Origin of the sequence: Duganella zoogloeoides (assembly GCF_034479515.1) — a bacterium.
GTDB lineage: Bacteria > Pseudomonadota > Gammaproteobacteria > Burkholderiales > Burkholderiaceae_D > Rugamonas > Rugamonas zoogloeoides.
This window is the reverse complement of the sequence record NZ_CP140152.1, coordinates 4,352,990-4,375,735: the sequence shown is the minus strand read 5'-3', so window position 1 is coordinate 4,375,735 and position 22,746 is coordinate 4,352,990. Positions and strand designations below refer to the sequence as shown.

13 protein-coding genes, 4 tRNA genes and 4 rRNA genes are annotated in these 22,746 nt (G+C 57.3%); 11 read left to right on the top strand and 10 right to left on the bottom strand.

What is annotated here, in order from left to right:
• Positions 1 to 111: 111 nt before the first annotated feature.
• From SR858_RS19360 to SR858_RS19340, 5 genes are read right to left on the bottom strand one after another with little or no spacing between them, the layout of a single operon-like run.
• A complete protein-coding gene (locus tag SR858_RS19360; RefSeq protein ID WP_019921908.1) occupies positions 112 to 1,431 on the bottom strand; it encodes a sulfate adenylyltransferase subunit 1 in 1,320 nt (439 codons plus the stop codon).
• On the bottom strand, positions 1,431 to 2,363 hold the full coding sequence (gene cysD / locus SR858_RS19355; RefSeq protein WP_019921909.1) for a sulfate adenylyltransferase subunit CysD: 933 nt from the start codon (positions 2,361 to 2,363) through the stop codon (positions 1,431 to 1,433). The genes SR858_RS19360 and cysD overlap by 1 nt, the downstream gene beginning before the upstream one ends.
• A gap of 28 nt (positions 2,364 to 2,391) precedes the next feature.
• A complete protein-coding gene (locus SR858_RS19350) occupies positions 2,392 to 3,111 on the bottom strand; it encodes a phosphoadenylyl-sulfate reductase (RefSeq protein ID WP_019921910.1) in 720 nt (239 codons plus the stop codon).
• 11 nt (positions 3,112 to 3,122) lie between these two features.
• Positions 3,123 to 3,686 (bottom strand): DUF934 domain-containing protein, encoded by a 564-nt coding sequence (locus SR858_RS19345; RefSeq protein ID WP_019921911.1) that lies wholly within the window; start codon positions 3,684 to 3,686, stop codon positions 3,123 to 3,125.
• Positions 3,679 to 5,373: a nitrite/sulfite reductase gene (locus SR858_RS19340; protein WP_019921912.1), complete on the bottom strand. Its 1,695-nt coding sequence runs from the start codon at positions 5,371 to 5,373 to the stop codon at positions 3,679 to 3,681. The genes SR858_RS19345 and SR858_RS19340 overlap by 8 nt, the downstream gene beginning before the upstream one ends.
• 143 nt (positions 5,374 to 5,516) lie before the next feature.
• On the opposite strand from SR858_RS19340, the gene SR858_RS19335 reads away from it, so the two are divergent.
• The 3 genes from SR858_RS19335 (at position 5,517) to SR858_RS19325 (ending at position 8,375) form a co-directional block, all read left to right on the top strand.
• The gene (locus SR858_RS19335; protein WP_019921913.1) at positions 5,517 to 6,458 is read left to right on the top strand and encodes a CysB family HTH-type transcriptional regulator; all 942 of its coding nucleotides are present in this window, start codon (positions 5,517 to 5,519) and stop codon (positions 6,456 to 6,458) included.
• A gap of 17 nt (positions 6,459 to 6,475) precedes the next feature.
• On the top strand, positions 6,476 to 7,129 hold the full coding sequence (locus tag SR858_RS19330; RefSeq protein ID WP_019921914.1) for a class I SAM-dependent methyltransferase: 654 nt from the start codon (positions 6,476 to 6,478) through the stop codon (positions 7,127 to 7,129).
• 163 nt (positions 7,130 to 7,292) lie between these two features.
• Complete coding sequence (locus SR858_RS19325) at positions 7,293 to 8,375, top strand: porin (protein ID WP_456077556.1); 1,083 nt, start codon at positions 7,293 to 7,295, stop codon at positions 8,373 to 8,375.
• Between the two features lie 6 nt (positions 8,376 to 8,381).
• Here the strand turns inward: SR858_RS19325 and SR858_RS19320 are convergent, their stop codons facing one another.
• The 3 genes from SR858_RS19320 to SR858_RS19310 form a co-directional block, all read right to left on the bottom strand.
• Positions 8,382 to 9,587, bottom strand: coding sequence for a PAS domain-containing sensor histidine kinase (locus SR858_RS19320; RefSeq protein ID WP_019921916.1), 1,206 nt, complete (start codon positions 9,585 to 9,587; stop codon positions 8,382 to 8,384).
• Between the two features lie 109 nt (positions 9,588 to 9,696).
• The gene (locus tag SR858_RS19315; RefSeq protein WP_019921917.1) at positions 9,697 to 10,461 is read right to left on the bottom strand and encodes a LytR/AlgR family response regulator transcription factor; all 765 of its coding nucleotides are present in this window, start codon (positions 10,459 to 10,461) and stop codon (positions 9,697 to 9,699) included.
• Between the two features lie 74 nt (positions 10,462 to 10,535).
• Positions 10,536 to 11,927, bottom strand: a complete 1,392-nt coding sequence (locus SR858_RS19310; RefSeq protein WP_019921918.1) for a sensor histidine kinase — start codon at positions 11,925 to 11,927, stop codon at positions 10,536 to 10,538.
• Between the two features lie 490 nt (positions 11,928 to 12,417).
• Between SR858_RS19310 and SR858_RS19300 the strand changes: the two genes are divergently transcribed.
• The 5 genes from SR858_RS19300 to rrf all read left to right on the top strand — a co-directional run bounded on the left by SR858_RS19300 (position 12,418) and on the right by rrf (position 17,578).
• A 16S ribosomal RNA gene (locus SR858_RS19300) occupies positions 12,418 to 13,948 on the top strand.
• 79 nt (positions 13,949 to 14,027) lie between these two features.
• Positions 14,028 to 14,104, top strand: a tRNA-Ile gene (locus tag SR858_RS19295).
• A gap of 59 nt (positions 14,105 to 14,163) precedes the next feature.
• A tRNA-Ala gene (locus tag SR858_RS19290) sits at positions 14,164 to 14,239 on the top strand.
• 221 nt (positions 14,240 to 14,460) lie between these two features.
• Positions 14,461 to 17,333 (top strand): 23S ribosomal RNA (locus SR858_RS19285).
• A 132-nt stretch (positions 17,334 to 17,465) separates the two neighbouring features.
• Positions 17,466 to 17,578 (top strand): 5S ribosomal RNA (rrf, locus tag SR858_RS19280).
• Together the 16S, 23S and 5S rRNA genes with 2 tRNA genes alongside form the textbook arrangement of a ribosomal RNA operon.
• Positions 17,579 to 17,629: 51 nt before the next feature.
• Here the strand turns inward: rrf and SR858_RS19275 are convergent.
• Together SR858_RS19275 and SR858_RS19270 are read right to left on the bottom strand one after the other, a co-directional pair.
• The gene (locus tag SR858_RS19275) at positions 17,630 to 18,907 is read right to left on the bottom strand and encodes a GMC family oxidoreductase N-terminal domain-containing protein (protein ID WP_019924976.1); all 1,278 of its coding nucleotides are present in this window, start codon (positions 18,905 to 18,907) and stop codon (positions 17,630 to 17,632) included.
• Positions 18,908 to 18,968: 61 nt separating this feature from the next.
• A complete protein-coding gene (locus tag SR858_RS19270; RefSeq protein ID WP_019924975.1) occupies positions 18,969 to 20,330 on the bottom strand; it encodes a sodium-dependent transporter in 1,362 nt (453 codons plus the stop codon).
• Between the two features lie 442 nt (positions 20,331 to 20,772).
• On the opposite strand from SR858_RS19270, the gene SR858_RS19265 reads away from it, so the two are divergent.
• The 3 genes from SR858_RS19265 to SR858_RS19255 all read left to right on the top strand — a co-directional run bounded on the left by SR858_RS19265 (position 20,773) and on the right by SR858_RS19255 (position 22,544).
• Positions 20,773 to 22,303, top strand: a 16S ribosomal RNA gene (locus SR858_RS19265).
• Between the two features lie 77 nt (positions 22,304 to 22,380).
• A tRNA-Ile gene (locus tag SR858_RS19260) sits at positions 22,381 to 22,457 on the top strand.
• A gap of 11 nt (positions 22,458 to 22,468) precedes the next feature.
• Positions 22,469 to 22,544: transfer RNA gene (locus tag SR858_RS19255), tRNA-Ala, on the top strand.
• The last annotated feature ends 202 nt before the right edge of the window (positions 22,545 to 22,746 follow it).

Here is a 22,746-nt window from a genome sequence, read left to right as displayed (position 1 = left end):
TAAACCGTAGCGAGCGGCTCGCTATCGCATTGAGTAGCGGAAGCGTACTTGCGTACGCTGAGCAACGGAGATGCGATAGCGGGTCGCGCAGTAGGTTTTGCGAGGCTCCCCTCAATCCGCCAGACGAATCATACCTGCTGCCACGGTCTGGTGGGTCACTTCATCGATCAGGATGAAGGCGCCGGTGGCGCGGATGTCGGCGTAGGCGTCGGCTGCCAGCGGCTGCTGCACGGTCAGACCGATGCGCGCGATGTCGTTCAGCTTCAGCCCGTCGGCATCGTGGCGCTGCTGGGTGTTGATGTCCAACAGCGACTCGATGGCCGTGATCTTGGCCGACGTCTGCTTGGTGCCGTGCTTGATCCAGTACTTGCGGCGCTGGTCCAGCGGCTCGTCCGACATCCAGCACACGTCCGCCTTCAGGGTCTTGAGCAGCGTGGCTGGCTGGTCGGCGCCGGCCAGCAGGTCGCCGCGCGAGATGTCCAGGTATTCTTCCAGCAGCAGGGTCACCGACTGGCCCACCACGGCCGACTGGTGCGAGCCTTCCAGTGTGACGATATCCTTGACGGTGGCGCTCTGGCCCGAAGGCTGCACTACCAGCTTGTCGCCGACCGACACCTTGCCGGCTTCGATGCGGCCCATGTAGCCGCGGAAGTCGTTGGCTTCGTGGCCGTTGTGGCGCGCCACCAGCTGCACCGGGAAGCGGAACGGCGCATCGTGCGATTCGTCATACACCGACAGCGATTCGAGCAGTTCGATCAGGGTGGGGCCTTGGTACCAGGCCAGCTTGTCGCTGCGATCGACCACGTTGTCGCCGGTCAGCGCCGACAGCGGAATCGGCGTCACGTCCTTCAGGCCCAGCGTGGCAGCAAAATCCTGGTAAGCCTTGACGATGCGGTCGTAGATCGCCTGGTCGTAGTTCACCAGGTCCATCTTGTTGACGGCGACGATCACGTGCTCGATCTGCAGCAGGTGGGCGATGGTCGAGTGGCGCTTGGTCTGGATCAGCAGATCGACGCCGCCATCCTCGCGCAGCTTCACTTTCGATACATCGACCAGGATGATCACGGCATCGGCAGTGGAAGCGCCGGTCACCATGTTGCGCGTGTACTGCTCGTGGCCCGGGGTGTCGGCGATGATGAACTTGCGCTTGGGCGTGGCGAAGTAGCGATAGGCCACGTCGATGGTGATTCCCTGTTCGCGTTCGGCTTCCAGGCCGTCGGTCAGCAGCGACAGGTCGACCGCGTCGCCCACGGTGCGCTTGTGCTTGGAGCGCGACATGGCGTCCAGCTGGTCGGCGAAGATGCCCTTGCTGTCGAACAGCAGGCGGCCGATCAGGGTGCTCTTGCCGTCATCGACGGAACCGGCGGTGATGAAGCGCAGCAGGCCGCGCTCCGACAGATTTTGAACAGTGTTGTCAGTCAGTGCGTTCATCAGAAGTATCCTGCTTTTTTACGTTTTTCCATCGATGCTTCGGAAGTCTGGTCGTCCATGCGGGTGGCGCCGCGCTCGGTTACTTGCGTCACTGCCGTCTCGGCGATGATGGCGTCCACCGTCGAGGCGTCCGACGATACCGGGCAGGTGCACGAGATATCGCCCACGGTGCGGAAGCGCACCACCTGCGTTTCCACGGTTTCGCCTTCGCGCGGCGGCGTCAGGTCGGTCAGCGGCACCAAGAGACCGTTGCGCGGAATGACCTGGCGCTCGTGGGCGAAGTAGATCGGCGGCAGTTCCAGCTGTTCGCGGGCGATGTATTGCCACACATCGAGCTCGGTCCAGTTCGAGATCGGGAACACGCGCATGTTCTCGCCCGGATGCACGCGGGTGTTATACAGGTCCCACAATTCGGGGCGCTGCGATTTCGGGTCCCACTGGCCGAATTCGTCGCGGAACGAAAAGATGCGTTCCTTGGCGCGGGCCTTTTCTTCATCGCGGCGGGCGCCGCCGATGCAGGCGTCGAAACCGTGTTCGGCGATGGTTTCCAGCAGCGTGACCGCTTGCGCGGCATTACGCGAGTCGGTGGCCGGGTTACGCAGGCGCACCGTGCCCTTCCTGATCGACTCTTCGACCGAGCCGACGATCAGGCGCTCGCCCAGTTCGGCCACGCGCTTGTCGCGGAAGGTGATCACTTCCGGGAAGTTATGGCCGGTATCGACATGCACCAGCGGGAACGGGAATTTGCCAGGGCGGAAAGCCTTTTCTGCGATGCGCAGCAGGACCACCGAGTCTTTACCACCCGAGAACAACAGGGCAGGGTTGGAGCACTCGGCCGCTACTTCGCGCATGATGTGGATCGCTTCCGATTCCAGGGCGTCGAGGTGGCGCGCATTGACGTGCACGGCGTGGTTTTCAGCTAATGCGTTCATAAGTTCTTTCTTGTTCGGCGGCCGAAACTCAGGCAGCCACGGATTTAATGCGTATCAGTTTGCCGTCCACCATGTGCAGTCCGCACTCCTTCGAGTCCGGGTTTTCCCACCACCAGCGGCCGGCGCGCACATCCTCGCCTGGCTGCACGGCGCGCGTGCACGGTGCGCAGCCGATCGATGGAAAGCCCTGGTCGTGCAGCGCGTTGTACGGCACGTCGTTGGCGCGGATGTAATTCCACACGTCTTCCTCCGACCAGTCGGCCAGCGGATTGAACTTGACCATGCCATGCGCCGCATCGTCTTCCTGCACGTGCAGCTCGGCGCGGGTGGTTGATTGCGCGCGGCGTTGTCCCGTTACCCAGGCCTTGTTGCCGGCCAGGGCGCGGCCCAGCGGTTCGACCTTGCGAATACGGCAGCACTCGCGGCGCATCTCTACACTGTCGTAGAAGGCGTTCAGGCCGTTCTGCGCCACGTAGGCATCGACCGCTGCGGGCTGCGGCTTGTACAGCGCGATCTCGTAACCGTCGTACCGGTCCTTGACCTTGTCCAGCATGTCCAGCGTTTCGGGATGCAGGCGCCCGGTTTCAAGCGAGAAGATGCCGATATCGAGTTTCGATTTCAGTATCAGGTCGGTCAGCACCATGTCTTCGGCGGCCAGGCTCGAAGCAAAAACGGCCGGGGAAAAATCGCTGGCGATGCGCGACAGCGTGGCGCTGCTGTCGGCAATCAGCTTGCTCAGATCACTCATGGCGGTTCCGATCAAGCGCCGGCGGCCAGGCGCGCGTGGCGGCGGAACAGCGGTACTTTCTGGTCCACGGACGCCTGGTACGTCTCGGAGAAATCGGACAGGCCCTTGAGCGCGTCGTGCACGTCGCGGTCGGCGCGCACCACGTAGGCGTCAAAGCCCACGCGGCTCATCTGGAACAACTGGTCGCGCAGCACGTCGCCAATCGCGCGCAGCTCACCGGTCCAGCCCAGGCGCAAGCGCAGGTTGTAGGCGATCGAGTAGCCACGGCCATCAGTAAACTTGGGGAAGTCCACGGCCACCAGGGCGAACTGCGACAGGTCGTCCTTGAGCGCTTCGGGACGTTCGTCGCTGGCGATCCAGACGCCGATCTCGCCAGCGGCGGCGCGCGCGGCCAGCAGTTCGCGCTGCACCAGCCATACAGCCTGCGGCACGATGATGTGGCCTGCCGGGACACTGACGGTGGCCGGGTCGATGGCCGGCGCGCCTTCCACCGGTTCGGCCAGGCGCAGGACCTGCCAGCCGTCTTCGACCACTTCGCGGCCCTTGATGATCAGATTTTTAACAGCGTCAGACATATTCATCCTCTCCTACCAGGCGACCACCTTTTTCGGCGATCGGCGTGGCGTACACAAATTGCTTGAACGGTGCCACGCCCAGGCGCTGTGCGCATTGGGCAAAAGTCTCGTCCTCGAAGCGCTCGCGCAGGTACACCTGCAGCAGGCGGTCGATCACTTCCGGCATCTGCTGCGCGGAGAACGACGGTCCGATGATCTTGCCGATGGCGGCGTTGTTGCCCTGCGCGCCGCCGATCGAGACCTGGTACCACTCGCTGCCGTCCTTGTCCACACCGAGCACGCCGATCGAACCGACGTGGTGGTGGCCGCAGGCGTTGATGCAGCCCGAGATATTGAGTTCGATCTCGCCGATATCGTGCTGGTAATCGATGTTCTCGAAGCGTTCGGTGATCGACGCGGCGATCGGGATCGACTTGGCATTGGCCAGCGAGCAGAAGTCGCCGCCCGGGCAGCAGATGATATCGGTCAGCAGGCCGATATTCGGCGTGGCCAGCTGGTGCGCCTTGGCCTCCTGCCACAGCGCGTACAATTGCGACTGTTCGACATCGGCCAGCACCACGTTCTGCTCGTGGGTCACGCGCAGTTCGCCGAAGCTGTAGCGGTCGGCCAGGTCGGCCATGAAGTCCATTTGCTCGGCGGTGGCGTCGCCCGGCGGCACGCCAGGTTTTTTCAGCGACAGCACCACGGCCGCGTAACCGGGCTGCTTGTGCGGCTTGACGTTGCGCGCGACCCAGTTGGCGAACGCCTTGTTACCGGCTTGCGCGGCCACGACATCGCTGTCGTCGAGCTGTTTATACGCCGGCGGCTGGAAGTAGTCGATAATGCGCTGCATTTCTGCCAAAGTCAGCGTCTCGGGACCGTCCTTGAGATCGGCCCATTCTTCTTCGACCTGGCGTGCGAATTCTTCGGCGCCGATGGCTTTGAGCAGGATCTTGATGCGGGCCTTGTACTTGTTGTCGCGGCGGCCGTACTGGTTGTACACGCGCATCACGGCTTCGGTGTAGGTGAGCAGGTGCTGCCATGGCAGGAAGTCGCGGATCACGCTGCCGATGATCGGCGTGCGGCCCATGCCGCCGCCGGCCATGAACTTGAAGCCGATCTCGCCGGCGTCGTTGCGCACCACGGTCAGGCCGATGTCATGGATGGCAATCGCGGCGCGGTCTTCAACGGCGCCGTTGATGGCGACCTTGAACTTGCGCGGCAAGGCGATGAACTCGGGGTGGAAGGTGGACCACTGGCGCAGCACCTCGGCGTACGGACGCGGATCGATGATCTCGTCGGCGGCCACGCCGGCGTACGGGTCGGACGTGGTGTTGCGGATGCAGTTGCCCGAGGTCTGGATGGCGTGCATTTCCACCGAAGCCAGGTCGGTCAGGATGTCCGGGGTCTGTTCGAGCTCCACCCAGTTGAACTGGATGTTCTGGCGCGTGGTGAAGTGGCCATAGCCGCGGTCGTACTTGCGGGCGATATGGGCGAACATGCGCATCTGCTTCGACGCCAGCAGGCCGTACGGCACGGCGATGCGCAGCATGTAGGCGTGGCGTTGCATGTACAAGCCGTTTTGCAGGCGCAGCGGCACGAACTCGGCTTCGGTCAGCTCATCGGCGAGGCGGCGACGTACCTGGTCGCGGTACTGTGCAATGCGTTCGCGCACGATAAGATGGTCGTATTGGTCGTATTGATACATATTCTTCCTGGTTGGTCGCTTACTAGAATCCCCAAAGTAGCTGCAATAGTAATAAACTTCAGCTTTATTCCAAACGACTTAGTCTTTATTTGCTTATATAAGGATTGAGTATAAGCATGAACGTTAATTAAAGATCGGTCGAGATGAACCTTCACCAACTGCGCTTCGTGCGCGAAGCTGTACGCCAGAACTACAACCTGACCGACGCCGCCAAGGCGCTGTTTACCTCGCAGCCCGGCGTGTCCAAGGCGATTATCGAGCTCGAAGAAGAGTTGGGAGTGGACATTTTTACCCGGCATGGCAAGCGCATCCGTGGTTTGACCGAGCCGGGACGGCTGGTGCTGTCGTCGGTGGAACTGATTATGCAGGAAATCGACAGTCTCAAGCGCATCGGCAAGGAGTACGCGGCCCAGGACAGCGGCAGCTTCACCATCGCCACTACCCATACCCAGGCTCGCTACACCTTGCCGAAGGTGGTGCAGGCCTTCATGGTCAAGTTCCCCAAGGTGAGGTTGTCTTTACTGCAAGGCAATCCGCAGCAGATCGCCGAGATGGTCCAGCGCGACCAGGCCGACCTGGCGATTGCCACCGAATCGATCGCCGGTATTAACGGCTTGATCACATTGCCATGTTATCAATGGGAGCATGTGCTGGTGGTCGCGCCCGACCATCCGCTGTTGCGTTACAAGGAAGTCACGCTGGAAGAAATTGCAGCGTACCCGATCATCACCTATGATGGCGCCTTTGCCGGCCGCAGCAAGATCGATCACGCGTTTGCGCTGCGGGGCCTGAAGCTCGACGTGTTGCTCGAGGCGATAGACGCCGACGTCATCAAGACCTATGTGGAGTTGGGCATGGGCATCGGCATCATCGCGGGCATGGCCTTCGACGCCGAGCGCGACAAGAATCTGCGCGCGATTCCCGTAGGACACCTGTTTGGCATGAACGTTTCGCGCGTGGCCGTCAAGCAGGGCGCCTACCTGCGCAGCTATATATACACCTTTATCGAACTGCTGGCGCCCACGCTCAACCGCAAGCTGGTGGAGCAAGCCATGAGTGGCGATAAAGAGCACTACGAACTGTAAAACGAGAAAGCACTCCCATGATTACCAATCAGTTGGCACAATTTTATGCCGTTAACGCCGACAATTACGACCAGGTCTATGCCCAGGAAGAGCGCTTCGACGACCTCGACGACCTGCAGGAAATGGTCGCCGAGATGTTCGAAGGCCACAAGGTGCTGGAACTGGCCTGCGGCACCGCGTACTGGACCGACCTGATCGCGGAAACCGCCGAGTCGGTCCACGCCACCGACCTGTTGCCGGAAATGATAGCCCTGGCCGAAACCCGTGGCCTCGACGAGGACGTGGTTACCTTCGGCATCATGGACGCGTTTAACCTGCCCGACGGACTGGAAGGCAAATACACTGCCGTGTTCGCAGCCGGCCTGTGGTCGCACGTGCGCCGCGAAGATCAGGAGAAATACCTGAAAGAGCTGCGCGCCAAGCTGGGCAAGGACGTGTTGCTTGTATTGCTGGACGAAACCTATGTCGATGGCAATTCGATGGTGTTTGCCCGCACCGATATGGAAGGCAATACCCACCAGATCCTGACTGCCGATGATGGCCAGCGCTACGAAATCATGAAGAATTACCTGACCGACAGCACGCTGCGCAAGCGCTTTGCCGCGTCCACCAAGCAGATCCGCATCGAGCGGCTCGAGTATTACTACCTGCTGTCCTGCCGCCTGAAGTAAGCGTTATTGCCTTCAAGAACAGCCGCCATGTGCGGCTGTTTTGCACTGTGGTTTGAAAACAACAGCTTGGCGATGTCACATTGTTGAAGTAATTGATAGGCATGATTCCGCCGGTACAAGCAAATCGTGCAGCACTCTTTCAACCTTCAGTAGAGATCTTCAAGTGAAAAAACTTACTCTGGCAGCAATGATCATCGGCGGCTTCGCAGCCCAGGCCCAAGCGCAATCGAACGTCACCATCTACGGCCTGGTTGACGTCGGTATGGTTTCCGAGCGCGGCGGTGCAGCCGGCAATGTGACCAAAGTGACCAGCGGTATTGGCGGCCAGTCGCGTCTGGGCTTCCGTGGTACCGAAGACCTGGGCAACGGCCTGTCGGCCATCTTCCAGCTGGAAGCCGGCCTGAAAGTGGACGACGGTACCCTGGACAATTCCAACAATGCGCTGTTCAACCGCGCCGCCATGGTCGGCCTGAAAAGCAAGGATGCCGGCACCCTGACCATCGGTCGTCAACAAACCATGCTGTACAACGCGTTGAGCCAGGTAGCCGACCCGTTCGGTGCCGGTTACGCCGGTAGCGCCAAGAACTTGTTCCCCACCTCGGGCAACCTGACCCGCGTCAGCAACTCGCTGATCTACACGACCCCGACCTTCTCTGGCTTCACCATCGACGGCCAGTACGCGCTGGGCGAACAAGCCGGCAGCAGCGAAGCCGCGCGCCAGTTTGGCCTGGGCATGGCTTTCTCGCAAGGTCCATTGAACGTGCGCGTGGTGTACAACAATCGCAACAACGACACCGTTGCCAACGGTGTCGTGACCGAGCGTGACACCGGCAAGAACACCCTGGTGGCCCTGAACTATGACTTCAAGGTGGTCAAGGCTTACTTCGCCTTCGGCGCCAACAAAGGCCTGAACAGCTCGCCGCTGCCAGTGGCCAATGCTTTCGGCTACCGCGTGGCGCCAACCGCCAGCCTGGAAAGCCGTGACATGCTGGTCGGCGCGCAAATCCCGGTCGGCGCTGGCACCATCATGACGTCGTACACCCGCAAGAACGACCGCACCGCCTTCAACCAGGATGCCGACCAGTTCGCAGTGGGCTACCTGTACGCGCTGTCCAAGCGTACCGGCGCCTACGCCAGCTACGCCAAGATCAAGAACAAGAACGGCGCCGGCTACACCGTTGGTAACAACAACGAACCAGGCACCGGTGACAAGGCCTTCAACGTTGGTGTTCGCCACTCGTTCTAAGCTGGTCTAGGGAGCGGGCGGGCGCGGCGGCAGCGGCAGGCGGACCATAATCCGCGTACCGCCGTCGCTGAGGATGGAAATATCGCCGTGCAGCGCCCATACCCGCTCGCGCATCCCGATCAGGCCATAGGACGATGCCTTGTCCATGTCCTGGGCGGCGATGCCGCGGCCATCGTCCTGGATGGAAATATCGAGCAGATCGTCGACCCGTCGCAATGACAGATCGACACGGCTGGCCTGCGCATGGCGCGTAATATTGGTCAGCGCTTCCTGCACGATGCGGTAAATCGCCGTACTGTAGGCATCATCGAGTATCAATTCTTCTTCGTCCGCATGCAAACGGCAGGCAATGCCGTAGTGGGACACGAATTCCTGGCGCAGGCTTTCCAGCGCAAAATACAGACCACCTTCATCGAGCGCGCGCGGCCGCAGGTTGCTGGCGATGCGCCGCAGCGACGTGATCGAGCCCATCACCAGGCCATCCATGCCATCGAGCAGCTTGCGCGCCCCCGGTTCGCGCACCTGGCGTTGCAGCAGTGCCAGGTCCACCCGCAGCGTGGCCAGCAACTGGCCCAGGTCGTCGTGGAGTTCGCGGGCAATGTGCTTGCGTTCTTCCTCGCGGATGGTTTGCAACGCGGCCGACAGCTCGCGCAACTGCGTGGTGGACTGCGCCAGCTGTTCCTGCACCTGCTTGCGCTCGGTAATGTCGCGCAGGATGATGGTATAGATCGGCTTGCCGCTCTCGTACAGCGACGAGATCGAGCCCTCCAGCGGCAAGTGCTGGCCGTCGCGCCGCACGCCCGTGACCGCGTAATCGCTGGCGCGGCGGCCCTTCATGCGCAGGTGGATGCCAGTGTCGCCGAAATAATGGGAGGTGGCCATGTTGGCGCCCAGGCGCTGGTCGCGCGGGATGAACGCGTTGAGCGGCGCGCCCTGCATCTCGTCGACAGTCACGCCAAACATGGCGGCCGCCGCAGGGTTGGCCTGCAGGATGGACTGGCGCTCGTCGGTGATGATGATGGCGTCGCTGGCGTGCTGGATGATGCCCCGGCTGCGGCGCCATGACTTGTGCCCGAGCGGGTGCAGCAATGGACGCAATAAGGGACGCAACAACGGACGCAACAACGGACGCAACACAGGCTGCGCCAGCCATGCGGCGCCGGCAGCGGCGGTGATGGCGAGCAGGGAACGGAGGTGGCCGGGTAGCTTCATGCAAATTCCCCAGCCGGAGAAGGGCGGCTGCATCTTGTACCTTAGGACAAGTGCGGGTCCACCCCTTGATGCGGCTCAAGCGCGCGCCTGCGCACTTGAGATCTGCCGGTTACATCTGTTTGAACAAATGCAGGAAGCTGCGGCTTACTTCCAGCTTGTCGGAGCGGCCCTTGATCATGACCAGGTGCCGGCCGCGGATGTCGCGAGTCACGCCCTCGATGGCGTTGACATTGACCAGGGTGGCGCGGTGGATTTGCCAGAACAGCTTGGGGTCGAGTTCTTCGGCCAGGTCGCGCACCGGCTTGCGGATCAGCGCCTCGTAGCGCTCGGTCTGCACGCACGTGTATTTTTCGTCGGAACGGAAAAACAGGATTTCCTCGACCGGGATCATGCGCAGGTCCTGGCCGATGCTCGCCTGTATCCATTGCAGGTGCGATGGCTTGGGGGCGGAAATTTTCTCGGTCAGCTGCGACAGCAGCGCCGTCACGCTGGCGCTCACGTCCGGCGCGACCGGCTTGTTGAGGCGTTCCTTGAGGCGATCGACCGTGATTTTCAGCCGCTCCGGCTCGGACGGTTTGAGCACGTAATCGATGGCGCCGCGCTCGAACGCTTCGACCGCATAGGCGTCGTAAGCGGTAACGAAGACGATATTACTCTTGTTGCCGATCACGGTGGCCGCTTCCATGCCGGTCTTGCCCGGCATGCGGATGTCGAGGAACGTAAAGTCGGGCTTGAGCTGGTCCACCAGCTCGATTGCTTCATCGCCGTTCTTGGCTTCGCCCAGAATTTCAAGCTCGGGCCACACTTGTTCCAGGCGCATGCGCAGCTGGTCGCGCATCAGTCTTTCGTCATCGGCAATAATTGCGGTAGGCATCGTGTTTGCTGGCTAAGGTTTATCAAAAGGATAGTCGATCAATTATTCAACGAATTGCGCTCATGGTCAATTAATCAATGAGGCTTCTTTTCCAGCGTGGTCTTGGCCAGGGCATATGGCACCTCGATGGTGGCGATCACGCCGCTCGGGCTGTTGGCGGCGATCAGCAACTGGCCCTGCTCGCCATGCAGCAGTTTCAACCGTTCGCGGATGTTGGTCAGCCCCAGGCCGGTACCGTTGCTGGGCACGGCGCCAAAGCCCAGGCCCGTATCGGAGACAATCACGCGCAGCTTGTTATGGGCCACTTCGGCGCGCACTTTCAGCACGCCGCCCTCGGGCTTCGCTTCCAGGCCGTGCTTGATGGCGTTTTCCACCATCGATTGCAGCATCATGGGTGGGAAGGCGGCAGTGCGCAGCCCGTCCGGCACATCGAACTCCACGATCAGGCGCTCTTCCATGCGCATTTTGAGCAGGTTCAGGTAAGCCTCCACCATGTCGGCTTCGCGGCCGAGGTTGGTGATCAGGGCGTTATCGCGCATTTGCGGCAGCACCGCGCGCAGGTAGCGGATCAGGCTGCGCTGCATGGCCGAGGCGCGTGGCGGATCGGTTTCGATCAGGTGTTCGACCGATGCCAGAGTATTGAACAGGAAGTGCGGCTCTACTTGCGCCTGCATCATCTGCATCCGCGCTTCGGACAGCTGGCGCTGCATGGCTTCGCGTTCGGCGGTGGCGTTGGCGTTCTGGGTTTCCGCTTCCGCGCGCTTTTTGCTGCCCATCAGCGCCTTGATCCCGAATAGTGCCAGCACCAGCAAGGTCACGAAACTCTTGAACCAGGTCGATGCCTGCACATGGTAGCGGGCCACTTTTTGCTCGGCGGCATCGTCCACTGCTTCTTCGATAGCGTTGGACAACTCCTCGCCGATTTGCGGCGGCAATTCGATGTGGACTTCGTCGCCGGGCAGCGAGGGCAGGGAGGGGACGGCGGCGGCTTTGCCGGTTTTGCCCTTGGTGGTTGGCGTTGTCGGGGTAGTCGGGGTAGTCGGTGTGGTCGGAGTCGTTGGCTCCTCTGGCGCTGCCGGCTCCTCGGGCTCGGCCGGCACAGCCGGCTCGACCGGTTCTGCAACATGATCGGCATGTTCTGCGGCGGTTTCTTCGACGCTCTTCTCGGCATCCTTGTTGATGTTCTTGTTGCGGGGATTGAAGCGGATGCCGCTGTCATCGATGACAATATTACTTTCGCCACTGCGACGCTTGGACTTGTCGCTGCGAACATTTTCCTGGATTACAGTATTAGAGGAAAACAGCTCGTCCTGCAGAATGGATCCGGCAATCAGCATCAATATGGCAAACACCAAGAACTTCCACCAGGACAGCTGCGTTACCCAGGTAGCCACCGCATCGAAGGCTCGGTGCAGCCAGGTGGCGACGGTTTTGACCGTTTCTTGGGTTTTTGGCAAAGGAAACATGTGCGGCTTTCACTGTCTGTATTTGATGATGCAACTGTAACGACCAGCGCCGCTTTGCGCCATGCCTGTGCGACAGGATGCAAGAAACTGGGGATGGGCCGTGTCGTAGAAATGTTTCTTGCCACGGCGTCCAGTGTTGGCTATAATTCGCCCCCTCGCAGAACACCGCATGCAAATGCAGAGTGAAGCGAGAAAAAAGAAGGTTGACGAAATGCTGCAAACGCTTCATACTCTTCCTTCTCGCTGACAAACAAAACGATTTGTCAAGAGCGAAAGTAGCAACCGAATAAGTTCTTTAAAAAATTAACAGTCGATAAGTGTGGACGTTTGATGACAGTGCACACGGAGCTAGTCTCCGTGATACTTAAATTATCAAATGTTCACAAGAAGTAATGAAATAGGCGCTATGAAAATAGTGGCCTGTCAGTATTTTGAGTGAGCGACCCCTTAGCAATAAGGGTGACACGAAAGTGTCAAATAAACAGAGATTAAACTGAAGAGTTTGATCCTGGCTCAGATTGAACGCTGGCGGCATGCCTTACACATGCAAGTCGAACGGCAGCGCGGGGCAACCTGGCGGCGAGTGGCGAACGGGTGAGTAATATATCGGAACGTACCCTGGAGTGGGGGATAACGTAGCGAAAGTTACGCTAATACCGCATACGATCTAAGGATGAAAGTGGGGGATTCGCAAGAACCTCATGCTCCTGGAGCGGCCGATATCTGATTAGCTAGTTGGTAGGGTAAAAGCCTACCAAGGCATCGATCAGTAGCTGGTCTGAGAGGACGACCAGCCACACTGGAACTGAGACACGGTCCAGACTCCTACGGGAGGCAGCAGTGGGGAATTTTGGACAATGGGCGCAAGCCTGATCCAGCAATGCCGCGTGAGTGAAGAAGGCCTTCGGGTTGTAAAGCTCTTTTGTCAGGGAAGAAACGGTGTTTTCTAATACAGAACGCTAATGACGGTACCTGAAGAATAAGCACCGGCTAACTACGTGCCAGCAGCCGCGGTAATACGTAGGGTGCAAGCGTTAATCGGAATTACTGGGCGTAAAGCGTGCGCAGGCGGTTTTGTAAGACTGTCGTGAAATCCCCGGGCTCAACCTGGGAATGGCGATGGTGACTGCAAGGCTAGAGTTTGGCAGAGGGGGGTAGAATTCCACGTGTAGCAGTGAAATGCGTAGATATGTGGAGGAACACCGATGGCGAAGGCAGCCCCCTGGGTCAAAACTGACGCTCATGCACGAAAGCGTGGGGAGCAAACAGGATTAGATACCCTGGTAGTCCACGCCCTAAACGATGTCTACTAGTTGTCGGGTTTTAATTAACTTGGTAACGCAGCTAACGCGTGAAGTAGACCGCCTGGGGAGTACGGTCGCAAGATTAAAACTCAAAGGAATTGACGGGGACCCGCACAAGCGGTGGATGATGTGGATTAATTCGATGCAACGCGAAAAACCTTACCTACCCTTGACATGGCAGAAATCCTCGAGAGATTGAGGAGTGCTCGAAAGAGAATCTGCACACAGGTGCTGCATGGCTGTCGTCAGCTCGTGTCGTGAGATGTTGGGTTAAGTCCCGCAACGAGCGCAACCCTTGTCATTAGTTGCTACGAAAGAGCACTCTAATGAGACTGCCGGTGACAAACCGGAGGAAGGTGGGGATGACGTCAAGTCCTCATGGCCCTTATGGGTAGGGCTTCACACGTCATACAATGGTACATACAGAGGGCCGCCAACCCGCGAGGGGGAGCTAATCCCAGAAAGTGTATCGTAGTCCGGATTGTAGTCTGCAACTCGACTGCATGAAGTTGGAATCGCTAGTAATCGCGGATCAGCATGTCGCGGTGAATACGTTCCCGGGTCTTGTACACACCGCCCGTCACACCATGGGAGCGGGTTTTACCAGAAGTAGGTAGCTTAACCGCAAGGAGGGCGCTTACCACGGTAGGATTCGTGACTGGGGTGAAGTCGTAACAAGGTAGCCGTATCGGAAGGTGCGGCTGGATCACCTCCTTTCTAGAGTAGCACTGAGTTAGCAATAACTCGCCATCAAGCGTTCACACTTATCGACTGTCAATCAAGAAGAACAGCATTTGGGGCTGTAGCTCAGCTGGTTAGAGCACCGTGTTGATAACGCGGGGGTCGTTGGTTCGAGTCCAACCAGCCCTACCAGTTAAAAAGCTGGGGGTAAGGTGGACGCTAGTCCAGCCAGCCTTACCAGTCTTACCCATGGGGGATTAGCTCAGCTGGGAGAGCACCTGCTTTGCAAGCAGGGGGTCGTCGGTTCGATCCCGTCATCCTCCACCAAGAGTTCAAACGTAAATCAAAGCGATTTAGGTTTGGTCTTTTAGAGACCAAGTGCTGTATGTTCTTTAACAATCTGGAAGAAGTAAGTAGATTTTTATGTGTCGTGTTACGGTAAAACGTAATGCGATGGGTAATGATTGTATGTATCAACAAACGCAACAACGTAGTACTTCTTATTCCTATAAACGCTCCTTGTTTAGTCGCAGGGGCTAACGTTATAGGGACAAGTGAATAAGTGCACATGGTGGATGCCTTGGCGATTACAGGCGATGAAGGACGTAGTAGCTTGCGATAAGCTGCGGGGAGCTAGCAAACAAGCTTTGATCCGCAGATTTCCGAATGGGGAAACCCACCCTTTTAGGGTATTGCATACTGAATACATAGGTATGCAAGGCGAACGCGGCGAACTGAAACATCTAAGTAGCTGCAGGAAAATAAATCAACCGAGATTCCCAAAGTAGTGGCGAGCGAAATGGGAAGAGCCTGTACGTGATAGTCGATTGAATAGTGGAATGCTCTGGAAATGGCAGCCATAGCGGGTGATAGCCCCGTACACGAAATTCAAACGGTGGTACTAAGCGTACGACAAGTAGGGCGGGACACGAGAAATCCTGTCTGAATATGGGGGGACCATCCTCCAAGGCTAAATACTCGTAATCGACCGATAGTGAACCAGTACCGTGAGGGAAAGGCGAAAAGAACCCCGGGAGGGGAGTGAAATAGATCCTGAAACCGTGTGCATACAAACAGTAGGAGCGGACTTGTTCCGTGACTGCGTACCTTTTGTATAATGGGTCAGCGACTTACATTCAGTGGCAAGGTTAACCGTATAGGGAAGCCGTAGAGAAATCGAGTCCGAACAGGGCGATAGTCGCTGGGTGTAGACCCGAAACCAAGTGATCTACTCATGGCCAGGATGAAGGTGCGGTAACACGCACTGGAGGTCCGAACCCACTAATGTTGAAAAATTAGGGGATGAGCTGTGGGTAGGGGTGAAAGGCTAAACAAACTTGGAAATAGCTGGTTCTCTCCGAAAACTATTTAGGTAGTGCCTCAAGTATCACCATCGGGGGTAGAGCACTGTTATGGCTAGGGGGTCATCGCGACTTACCAAACCATTGCAAACTCCGAATACCGATGAGTGCGAGCTTGGGAGACAGACGTCGGGTGCTAACGTCCGGCGTCAAGAGGGAAACAACCCAGACCGCCAGCTAAGGTCCCAAAGATTGGCTAAGTGGAAAACGAAGTGGGAAGGCTAAAACAGTCAGGATGTTGGCTTAGAAGCAGCCATCATTTAAAGAAAGCGTAATAGCTCACTGATCGAGTCGTCCTGCGCGGAAGATGTAACGGGGCTAAGCCAGTCACCGAAGCTGCGGATATCCGTAAGGATATGGTAGGAGAGCGTTCTGTAAGCCTGCGAAGGTGTCTTGTAAAGGATGCTGGAGGTATCAGAAGTGCGAATGCTGACATGAGTAGCGATAATGGGGGTGAAAAGCCCCCACGCCGTAAGCCCAAGGTTTCCTGTTCAACGTTCATCGGAGCAGGGTGAGTCGGCCCCTAAGGCGAGGCAGAGATGCGTAGCTGATGGGAAGCAGGTTAATATTCCTGCACCGTCGTATGATGCGATGGGGGGACGGATCGCGGAAGGTTGTCTGCCTGTTGGAATAGGCAGTTTCTGGTTCATAGAAGGTACTTAGGCAAATCCGGGTACGTAATTCAAGGGACTGGGACGAAGAGCTTAGGCTCTGTAGCAATCGGAAGTGGTTCCAAGAAAAGCCTCTAAGCTTCAGTCATACGAGACCGTACCGCAAACCGACACAGGTGGGCGAGATGAGTATTCTAAGGCGCTTGAGAGAACTCGGGAGAAGGAACTCGGCAAATTGGTACCGTAACTTCGGGAAAAGGTACGCCCCGGTAGCTTGGTCACTTTACTGTGATAGGGCGAAAGGGTTGCAATAAACTGGTGGCTGCGACTGTTTAATAAAAACACAGCACTCTGCAAACACGAAAGTGGACGTATAGGGTGTGACGCCTGCCCGGTGCTGGAAGATTAAATGATGGGGTGCAAGCTCTTGATTGAAGTCCCAGTAAACGGCGGCCGTAACTATAACGGTCCTAAGGTAGCGAAATTCCTTGTCGGGTAAGTTCCGACCTGCACGAATGGCGTAACGATGGCCACACTGTCTCCTCCCGAGACTCAGCGAAGTTGAAGTGTTTGTGATGATGCAATCTACCCGCGGCTAGACGGAAAGACCCCATGAACCTTTACTGTAGCTTTGCATTGGACTTTGAATCAATCTGTGTAGGATAGGTGGGAGGCTTTGAAGCGGGAACGCCAGTTCTCGTGGAGCCAACCTTGAAATACCACCCTGGTTCATTTGAGGTTCTAACCTTGGCCCGTTATCCGGGTCGGGGACAGTGCATGGTAGGCAGTTTGACTGGGGCGGTCTCCTCCTAAAGTGTAACGGAGGAGTTCGAAGGTACGCTAGTTACGGTCGGACATCGTGACGATAGTGCAATGGCATAAGCGTGCTTAACTGCGAGACTGACAAGTCGAGCAGGTACGAAAGTAGGACATAGTGATCCGGTGGTTCTGTATGGAAGGGCCATCGCTCAACGGATAAAAGGTACTCTGGGGATAACAGGCTGATTCCTCCCAAGAGTTCATATCGACGGGGGAGTTTGGCACCTCGATGTCGGCTCATCACATCCTGGGGCTGTAGCCGGTCCCAAGGGTATGGCTGTTCGCCATTTAAAGTGGTACGTGAGCTGGGTTTAAAACGTCGTGAGACAGTTTGGTCCCTATCTGCCGTGGGCGTTGGAAATTTGAAGGGGGCTGCTCCTAGTACGAGAGGACCGGAGTGGACGAACCTCTGGTGTACCGGTTGTCACGCCAGTGGCATTGCCGGGTAGCTAAGTTCGGAAGAGATAACCGCTGAAAGCATCTAAGCGGGAAACTTGCCTTGAGATGAGATTTCCCAGAGCCTTGAGCTCTTTGAAGGGTCGTTCGAGACCAGGACGTTGATAGGCTGGGTGTGGAAGTGCAGTAATGCATTAAGCTAACCAGTACTAATTGCCCGTACGGCTTGTCCCTATAACCTTAGCAGGTTGTAGCGAATAAGAAGTGCGTTGGAACGTTCGTTGATACACAACTTCATTACCCACCTACTTACTACTTCCAGATTCTGAGTAACGTTCACCAGAACGCGACTCGTACAGTTCAATGCCTGATGACCATAGCAAATCGGTCCCACCCCTTCCCATCCCGAACAGGACCGTGAAACGATTTTGCGCCGATGATAGTGCTGAAACCAGTGTGAAAGTAGGTTATCGTCAGGCTAGTTATACAGAAAAACCCCATCAAGTGATCTTGGTGGGGTTTTTCGCATTTCAGAGCGTCATTCCTAGACGTTTTCCCAGGCATAGCAAGGTCAACGTCGGCGGCAATCCCCATGATCCTGGTATCACCGAGGCATCACATACATACAAATTTCTCGTACTGGTTTGCAAATCGCTGTTGACGATAGTGCCGATAGGTAGACTGCCGCCCGGATGGGCAGCGAAATGCCAGCTTTTGAAGATTTTTTTTGCACCTGCCGCGCGCAAAATATCGCGCGCCATTCCGATGCCACGTTTGAGTTTGGCGCGATCGCCTGCAGTGAGCGATTTATCAACCCAATGCGGACCGATGGCGCCACCGATATCGTCGCGTATCTTGACCATGATGGTCAGGGTGCGCGCGTGGGAAAGCACGCGGTCCAGGCGTCCGACCTGCACTGCAAATGCCTGGAACATCGGCCTGGGCAAAGCCATATCGGCCAAGGCAACGCCTTCCTCCTGCAGATACAGGCCACAGGCCATCGGTACTTCTGCGCCGCCGTCCAATTGGTCGACCTCGCCCATCACCGCAATGACCGGATCGCTGAAGAACGAGCTTTGTGCAGCATGAAGCCCAGAGCTATGTAGCAGGCGTGGGCTACCGATACCGCCGCCGGCCAATATGATATTTGTGGCGCGCGCGGTATGGGTTTCACCCTTACGCTGGAAGCGCACGCCGCATGCTCGCCCGTCCTTCACGACCACGCTGTCGACCAGGGCATGATCGACTAACGTCGCGCCTGACGCCACTGCTTCGTCGACAAAATCGCGGGCGGTCCATTTGGCGCCGAAGGGGCAACCATAGACGCACCGCCAGCAGCCGGTGCGGCAGATCTGCGGGCGTATCAGTTTGTCGAGTTTGCGCCAGTCGAGACCGAGTGCGCCGGCGCCCGAAGCGATGCGCTTGGCCATGGGGCCGATCAGGCTATCGGGTAAAGGCTCCATCGGCAGCTCCGCGCGCAGCGATGCCAGCGCTGGCGCCAGGTCGATGCCGTAGGCGGCAAACATGGGTAAGGGCGGCGGGGCGGCTGTGGCAAAATTGATCGTGCTGCTGCCGCCAACCACCAGGCCGCGGACCAGCAGAGAGCCGTCGCGATGAATGAATACCCCTTTGCCGGGAATTGCCGCCATGCCCGCCATCTGCGACAAGGTGCCCTCGAGCGGCGCATTGCTGCCGCGCTCGAGGATCAGCACCCGCAGCTGCCGCCGGGCCAGCTCACGCGCGACACTGGCGCCACCGGGGCCGGTGCCGACCACGATGGCGTCGTAAATTAGTTCTTGCATGCTCATGCGGGCTTCCAGTCAGGTGAGGGATGTACCATAGCCTGTTTTGCACCCGCCCGCACCGGGTTCAGAACAGGTTCAAGCCCTTGAGCATCACCAGCAAGATCAGCAGTGGCGACACATAGCGCAGCAGTATTAACACGACGCGCGCAGTCGCCTGGTTGGGCAGCGCGCCATTATTGGACAGCGCGCGCGTGAATTTGTCCGCGCCCCAAACCCAGCCGACGTATACCGCCAGGCAAATGCCACCGATCGGCAGCAGCACATTCGACGACAAGAAGTCGAACAGGTCGAACATATTCATGCCGAACAACTTGAAGTCGGCCAGCACGTTGTTAGTCAGCGCACAGCTGGAGCCGGCCACCATCAACACGGCGATGGTCAGCATGGTCGACTTCGCGCGGCTCAGGCCCAGGCGCTCATGCAAAATCACGACCGGCACTTCCATCAGCGACAGCATCGCACCGGTCGCAGCAACTGCGGCCAGCACGAAGAACACGATCATCAGGAAGTGCCCGCCAGGGATTTGCGAGAACACGGCCGGGATGGTGATGAATACCAGCGATGGCCCGGCCGACGGCGCGAAGCCGAAAGTGAACACCGCCGGGAAGATGGCGATCCCGGCCAGCATCGAGACGAACAGGTCGGCGATCATCACCCGCACCGTGGTTTGCGGAATATTCTGATCATCGCGGAAGTACGAACCGTAAGTCATCATGGTACCCATGCCCAGCGACAGCTTGAAGAACGCCAGGCCCATCGCCGTAAGAATGACGCCCGCAGTGATCTTGCTGAAGTCCGGGCGGAACAGGAATGCCAGGCCATCGAGCGCCTTGTCCAGCGACAGGCTCACCGCGCACAGCAGGAGCAGCAGCAGGAATAACAGCGGCATCAGTTTCTTGGCCACCGCTTCAATGCCTTTGGTCACCCCCATCAACAGGATGCCGCCGATAAAAATCAGTACCACCCATTGCCACACCAGCGATTGCAGCGGATCGCTGATCAGCGCCGTAAATGCGCCTTCAGTCACCTGGCGATCGCTGCTGAGGATCGATCCGCCGATGGCCTTGAATACGTAGGCGAATACCCAGGCTACTACCTCTGAATAAAACGACATGATCAGGAAAGATGCCAGCATGCCGGATGCGCCGATCAGCCACCAGGGCAGACGGCTCGGGCTGAGTTTTTGCAGCGCTGTGATCGGGTTGGCCTTGGCAGCACGGCCCATGGTGATCTCAGCAATCATGACCGGCAGGCCGACCAGCAAGGTGGCCAGCAAATAAATCAACAAAAAGCCGGCGCCGCCATTGGCCCCGGTGAGGTAGGGGAACTTCCAGATATTGCCCAGGCCGACGGCCGAACCCAGTGTGGCGGCGAGGACGCCGAAGCTGGAGCTGAAGCCGCCGCGTTTGATCGAATTATTAGTCATGACTGCTTTCCGCACCGGGTAAAGGCTGCGATTGTAGCAGCGCGAAAATAAGTCTTGCAGCTTTGTATGGACACTGGCTATAATTCGCCCCCTCGCAGAACAACACATGCAAATGTCGAGTGAAGCGAGAGTAGAGAAGAAAAAGAAGTGCTTGACGAAACATTCGAAACGCCTCATAATCTTGCCTCTTCGCTGATGAACAAAACGCTTCTTCAGCAACGCAGTACCGCAACACCAAATACAGTTCTTTAAAAATTAACAGTCGATAAGTGTGGACGTTTGATGACAGTGCACACGAAGCTAGTCTTCGTGATACTTAACATATCAAATGTTCACAAGAAGTAATGAAATAGGCGCTATGAAAATAGTGGCCTGTCAGTATTTTGAGTGAGCGACCCATCAGCGATGATGGTGCCGAGAAATCGGCAAATAAACAGAGATTAAACTGAAGAGTTTGATCCTGGCTCAGATTGAACGCTGGCGGCATGCCTTACACATGCAAGTCGAACGGCAGCGCGGGGCAACCTGGCGGCGAGTGGCGAACGGGTGAGTAATATATCGGAACGTACCCTGGAGTGGGGGATAACGTAGCGAAAGTTACGCTAATACCGCATACGATCTAAGGATGAAAGTGGGGGATTCGCAAGGACCTCATGCTCCTGGAGCGGCCGATATCTGATTAGCTAGTTGGTAGGGTAAAAGCCTACCAAGGCATCGATCAGTAGCTGGTCTGAGAGGACGACCAGCCACACTGGAACTGAGACACGGTCCAGACTCCTACGGGAGGCAGCAGTGGGGAATTTTGGACAATGGGCGCAAGCCTGATCCAGCAATGCCGCGTGAGTGAAGAAGGCCTTCGGGTTGTAAAGCTCTTTTGTCAGGGAAGAAACGGGTTTTTCTAATACAGAGATCTAATGACGGTACCTGAAGAATAAGCACCGGCTAACTACGTGCCAGCAGCCGCGGTAATACGTAGGGTGCAAGCGTTAATCGGAATTACTGGGCGTAAAGCGTGCGCAGGCGGTTTTGTAAGACTGTCGTGAAATCCCCGGGCTCAACCTGGGAATGGCGATGGTGACTGCAAGGCTAGAGTTTGGCAGAGGGGGGTAGAATTCCACGTGTAGCAGTGAAATGCGTAGATATGTGGAGGAACACCGATGGCGAAGGCAGCCCCCTGGGTCAAAACTGACGCTCATGCACGAAAGCGTGGGGAGCAAACAGGATTAGATACCCTGGTAGTCCACGCCCTAAACGATGTCTACTAGTTGTCGGGTTTTAATTAACTTGGTAACGCAGCTAACGCGTGAAGTAGACCGCCTGGGGAGTACGGTCGCAAGATTAAAACTCAAAGGAATTGACGGGGACCCGCACAAGCGGTGGATGATGTGGATTAATTCGATGCAACGCGAAAAACCTTACCTACCCTTGACATGGCAGAAATCCTCGAGAGATTGAGGAGTGCTCGAAAGAGAATCTGCACACAGGTGCTGCATGGCTGTCGTCAGCTCGTGTCGTGAGATGTTGGGTTAAGTCCCGCAACGAGCGCAACCCTTGTCATTAGTTGCTACGAAAGAGCACTCTAATGAGACTGCCGGTGACAAACCGGAGGAAGGTGGGGATGACGTCAAGTCCTCATGGCCCTTATGGGTAGGGCTTCACACGTCATACAATGGTACATACAGAGGGCCGCCAACCCGCGAGGGGGAGCTAATCCCAGAAAGTGTATCGTAGTCCGGATTGTAGTCTGCAACTCGACTGCATGAAGTTGGAATCGCTAGTAATCGCGGATCAGCATGTCGCGGTGAATACGTTCCCGGGTCTTGTACACACCGCCCGTCACACCATGGGAGCGGGTTTTACCAGAAGTAGGTAGCTTAACCGCAAGGAGGGCGCTTACCACGGTAGGATTCGTGACTGGGGTGAAGTCGTAACAAGGTAGCCGTATCGGAAGGTGCGGCTGGATCACCTCCTTTCTAGAGTAGCACTGGTCAGTAATGACTCCTCATCAAGCGTTCACACTTATCGACTGTCAATTAGAAGAACAGCATTTGGGGCTGTAGCTCAGCTGGTTAGAGCACCGTGTTGATAACGCGGGGGTCGTTGGTTCGAGTCCAACCAGCCCTACCAGTCTTACCCATGGGGGATTAGCTCAGCTGGGAGAGCACCTGCTTTGCAAGCAGGGGGTCGTCGGTTCGATCCCGTCATCCTCCACCAAGAGTTCAAACGTAAATCAAAGCGATTTAGGTTTGGTCTTTTAGAGACCAAGTGCTGTATGTTCTTTAACAATCTGGAAGAAGTAAGTAGATTTTTATGTGTCGTGTTACGCTAAAACGTAATGCGATGGGTAATGATTGTATGTATCAACAAACGCAACAACGTAGTACTTCTTATTCCTATAAACGCTCCTTGTTTAGTC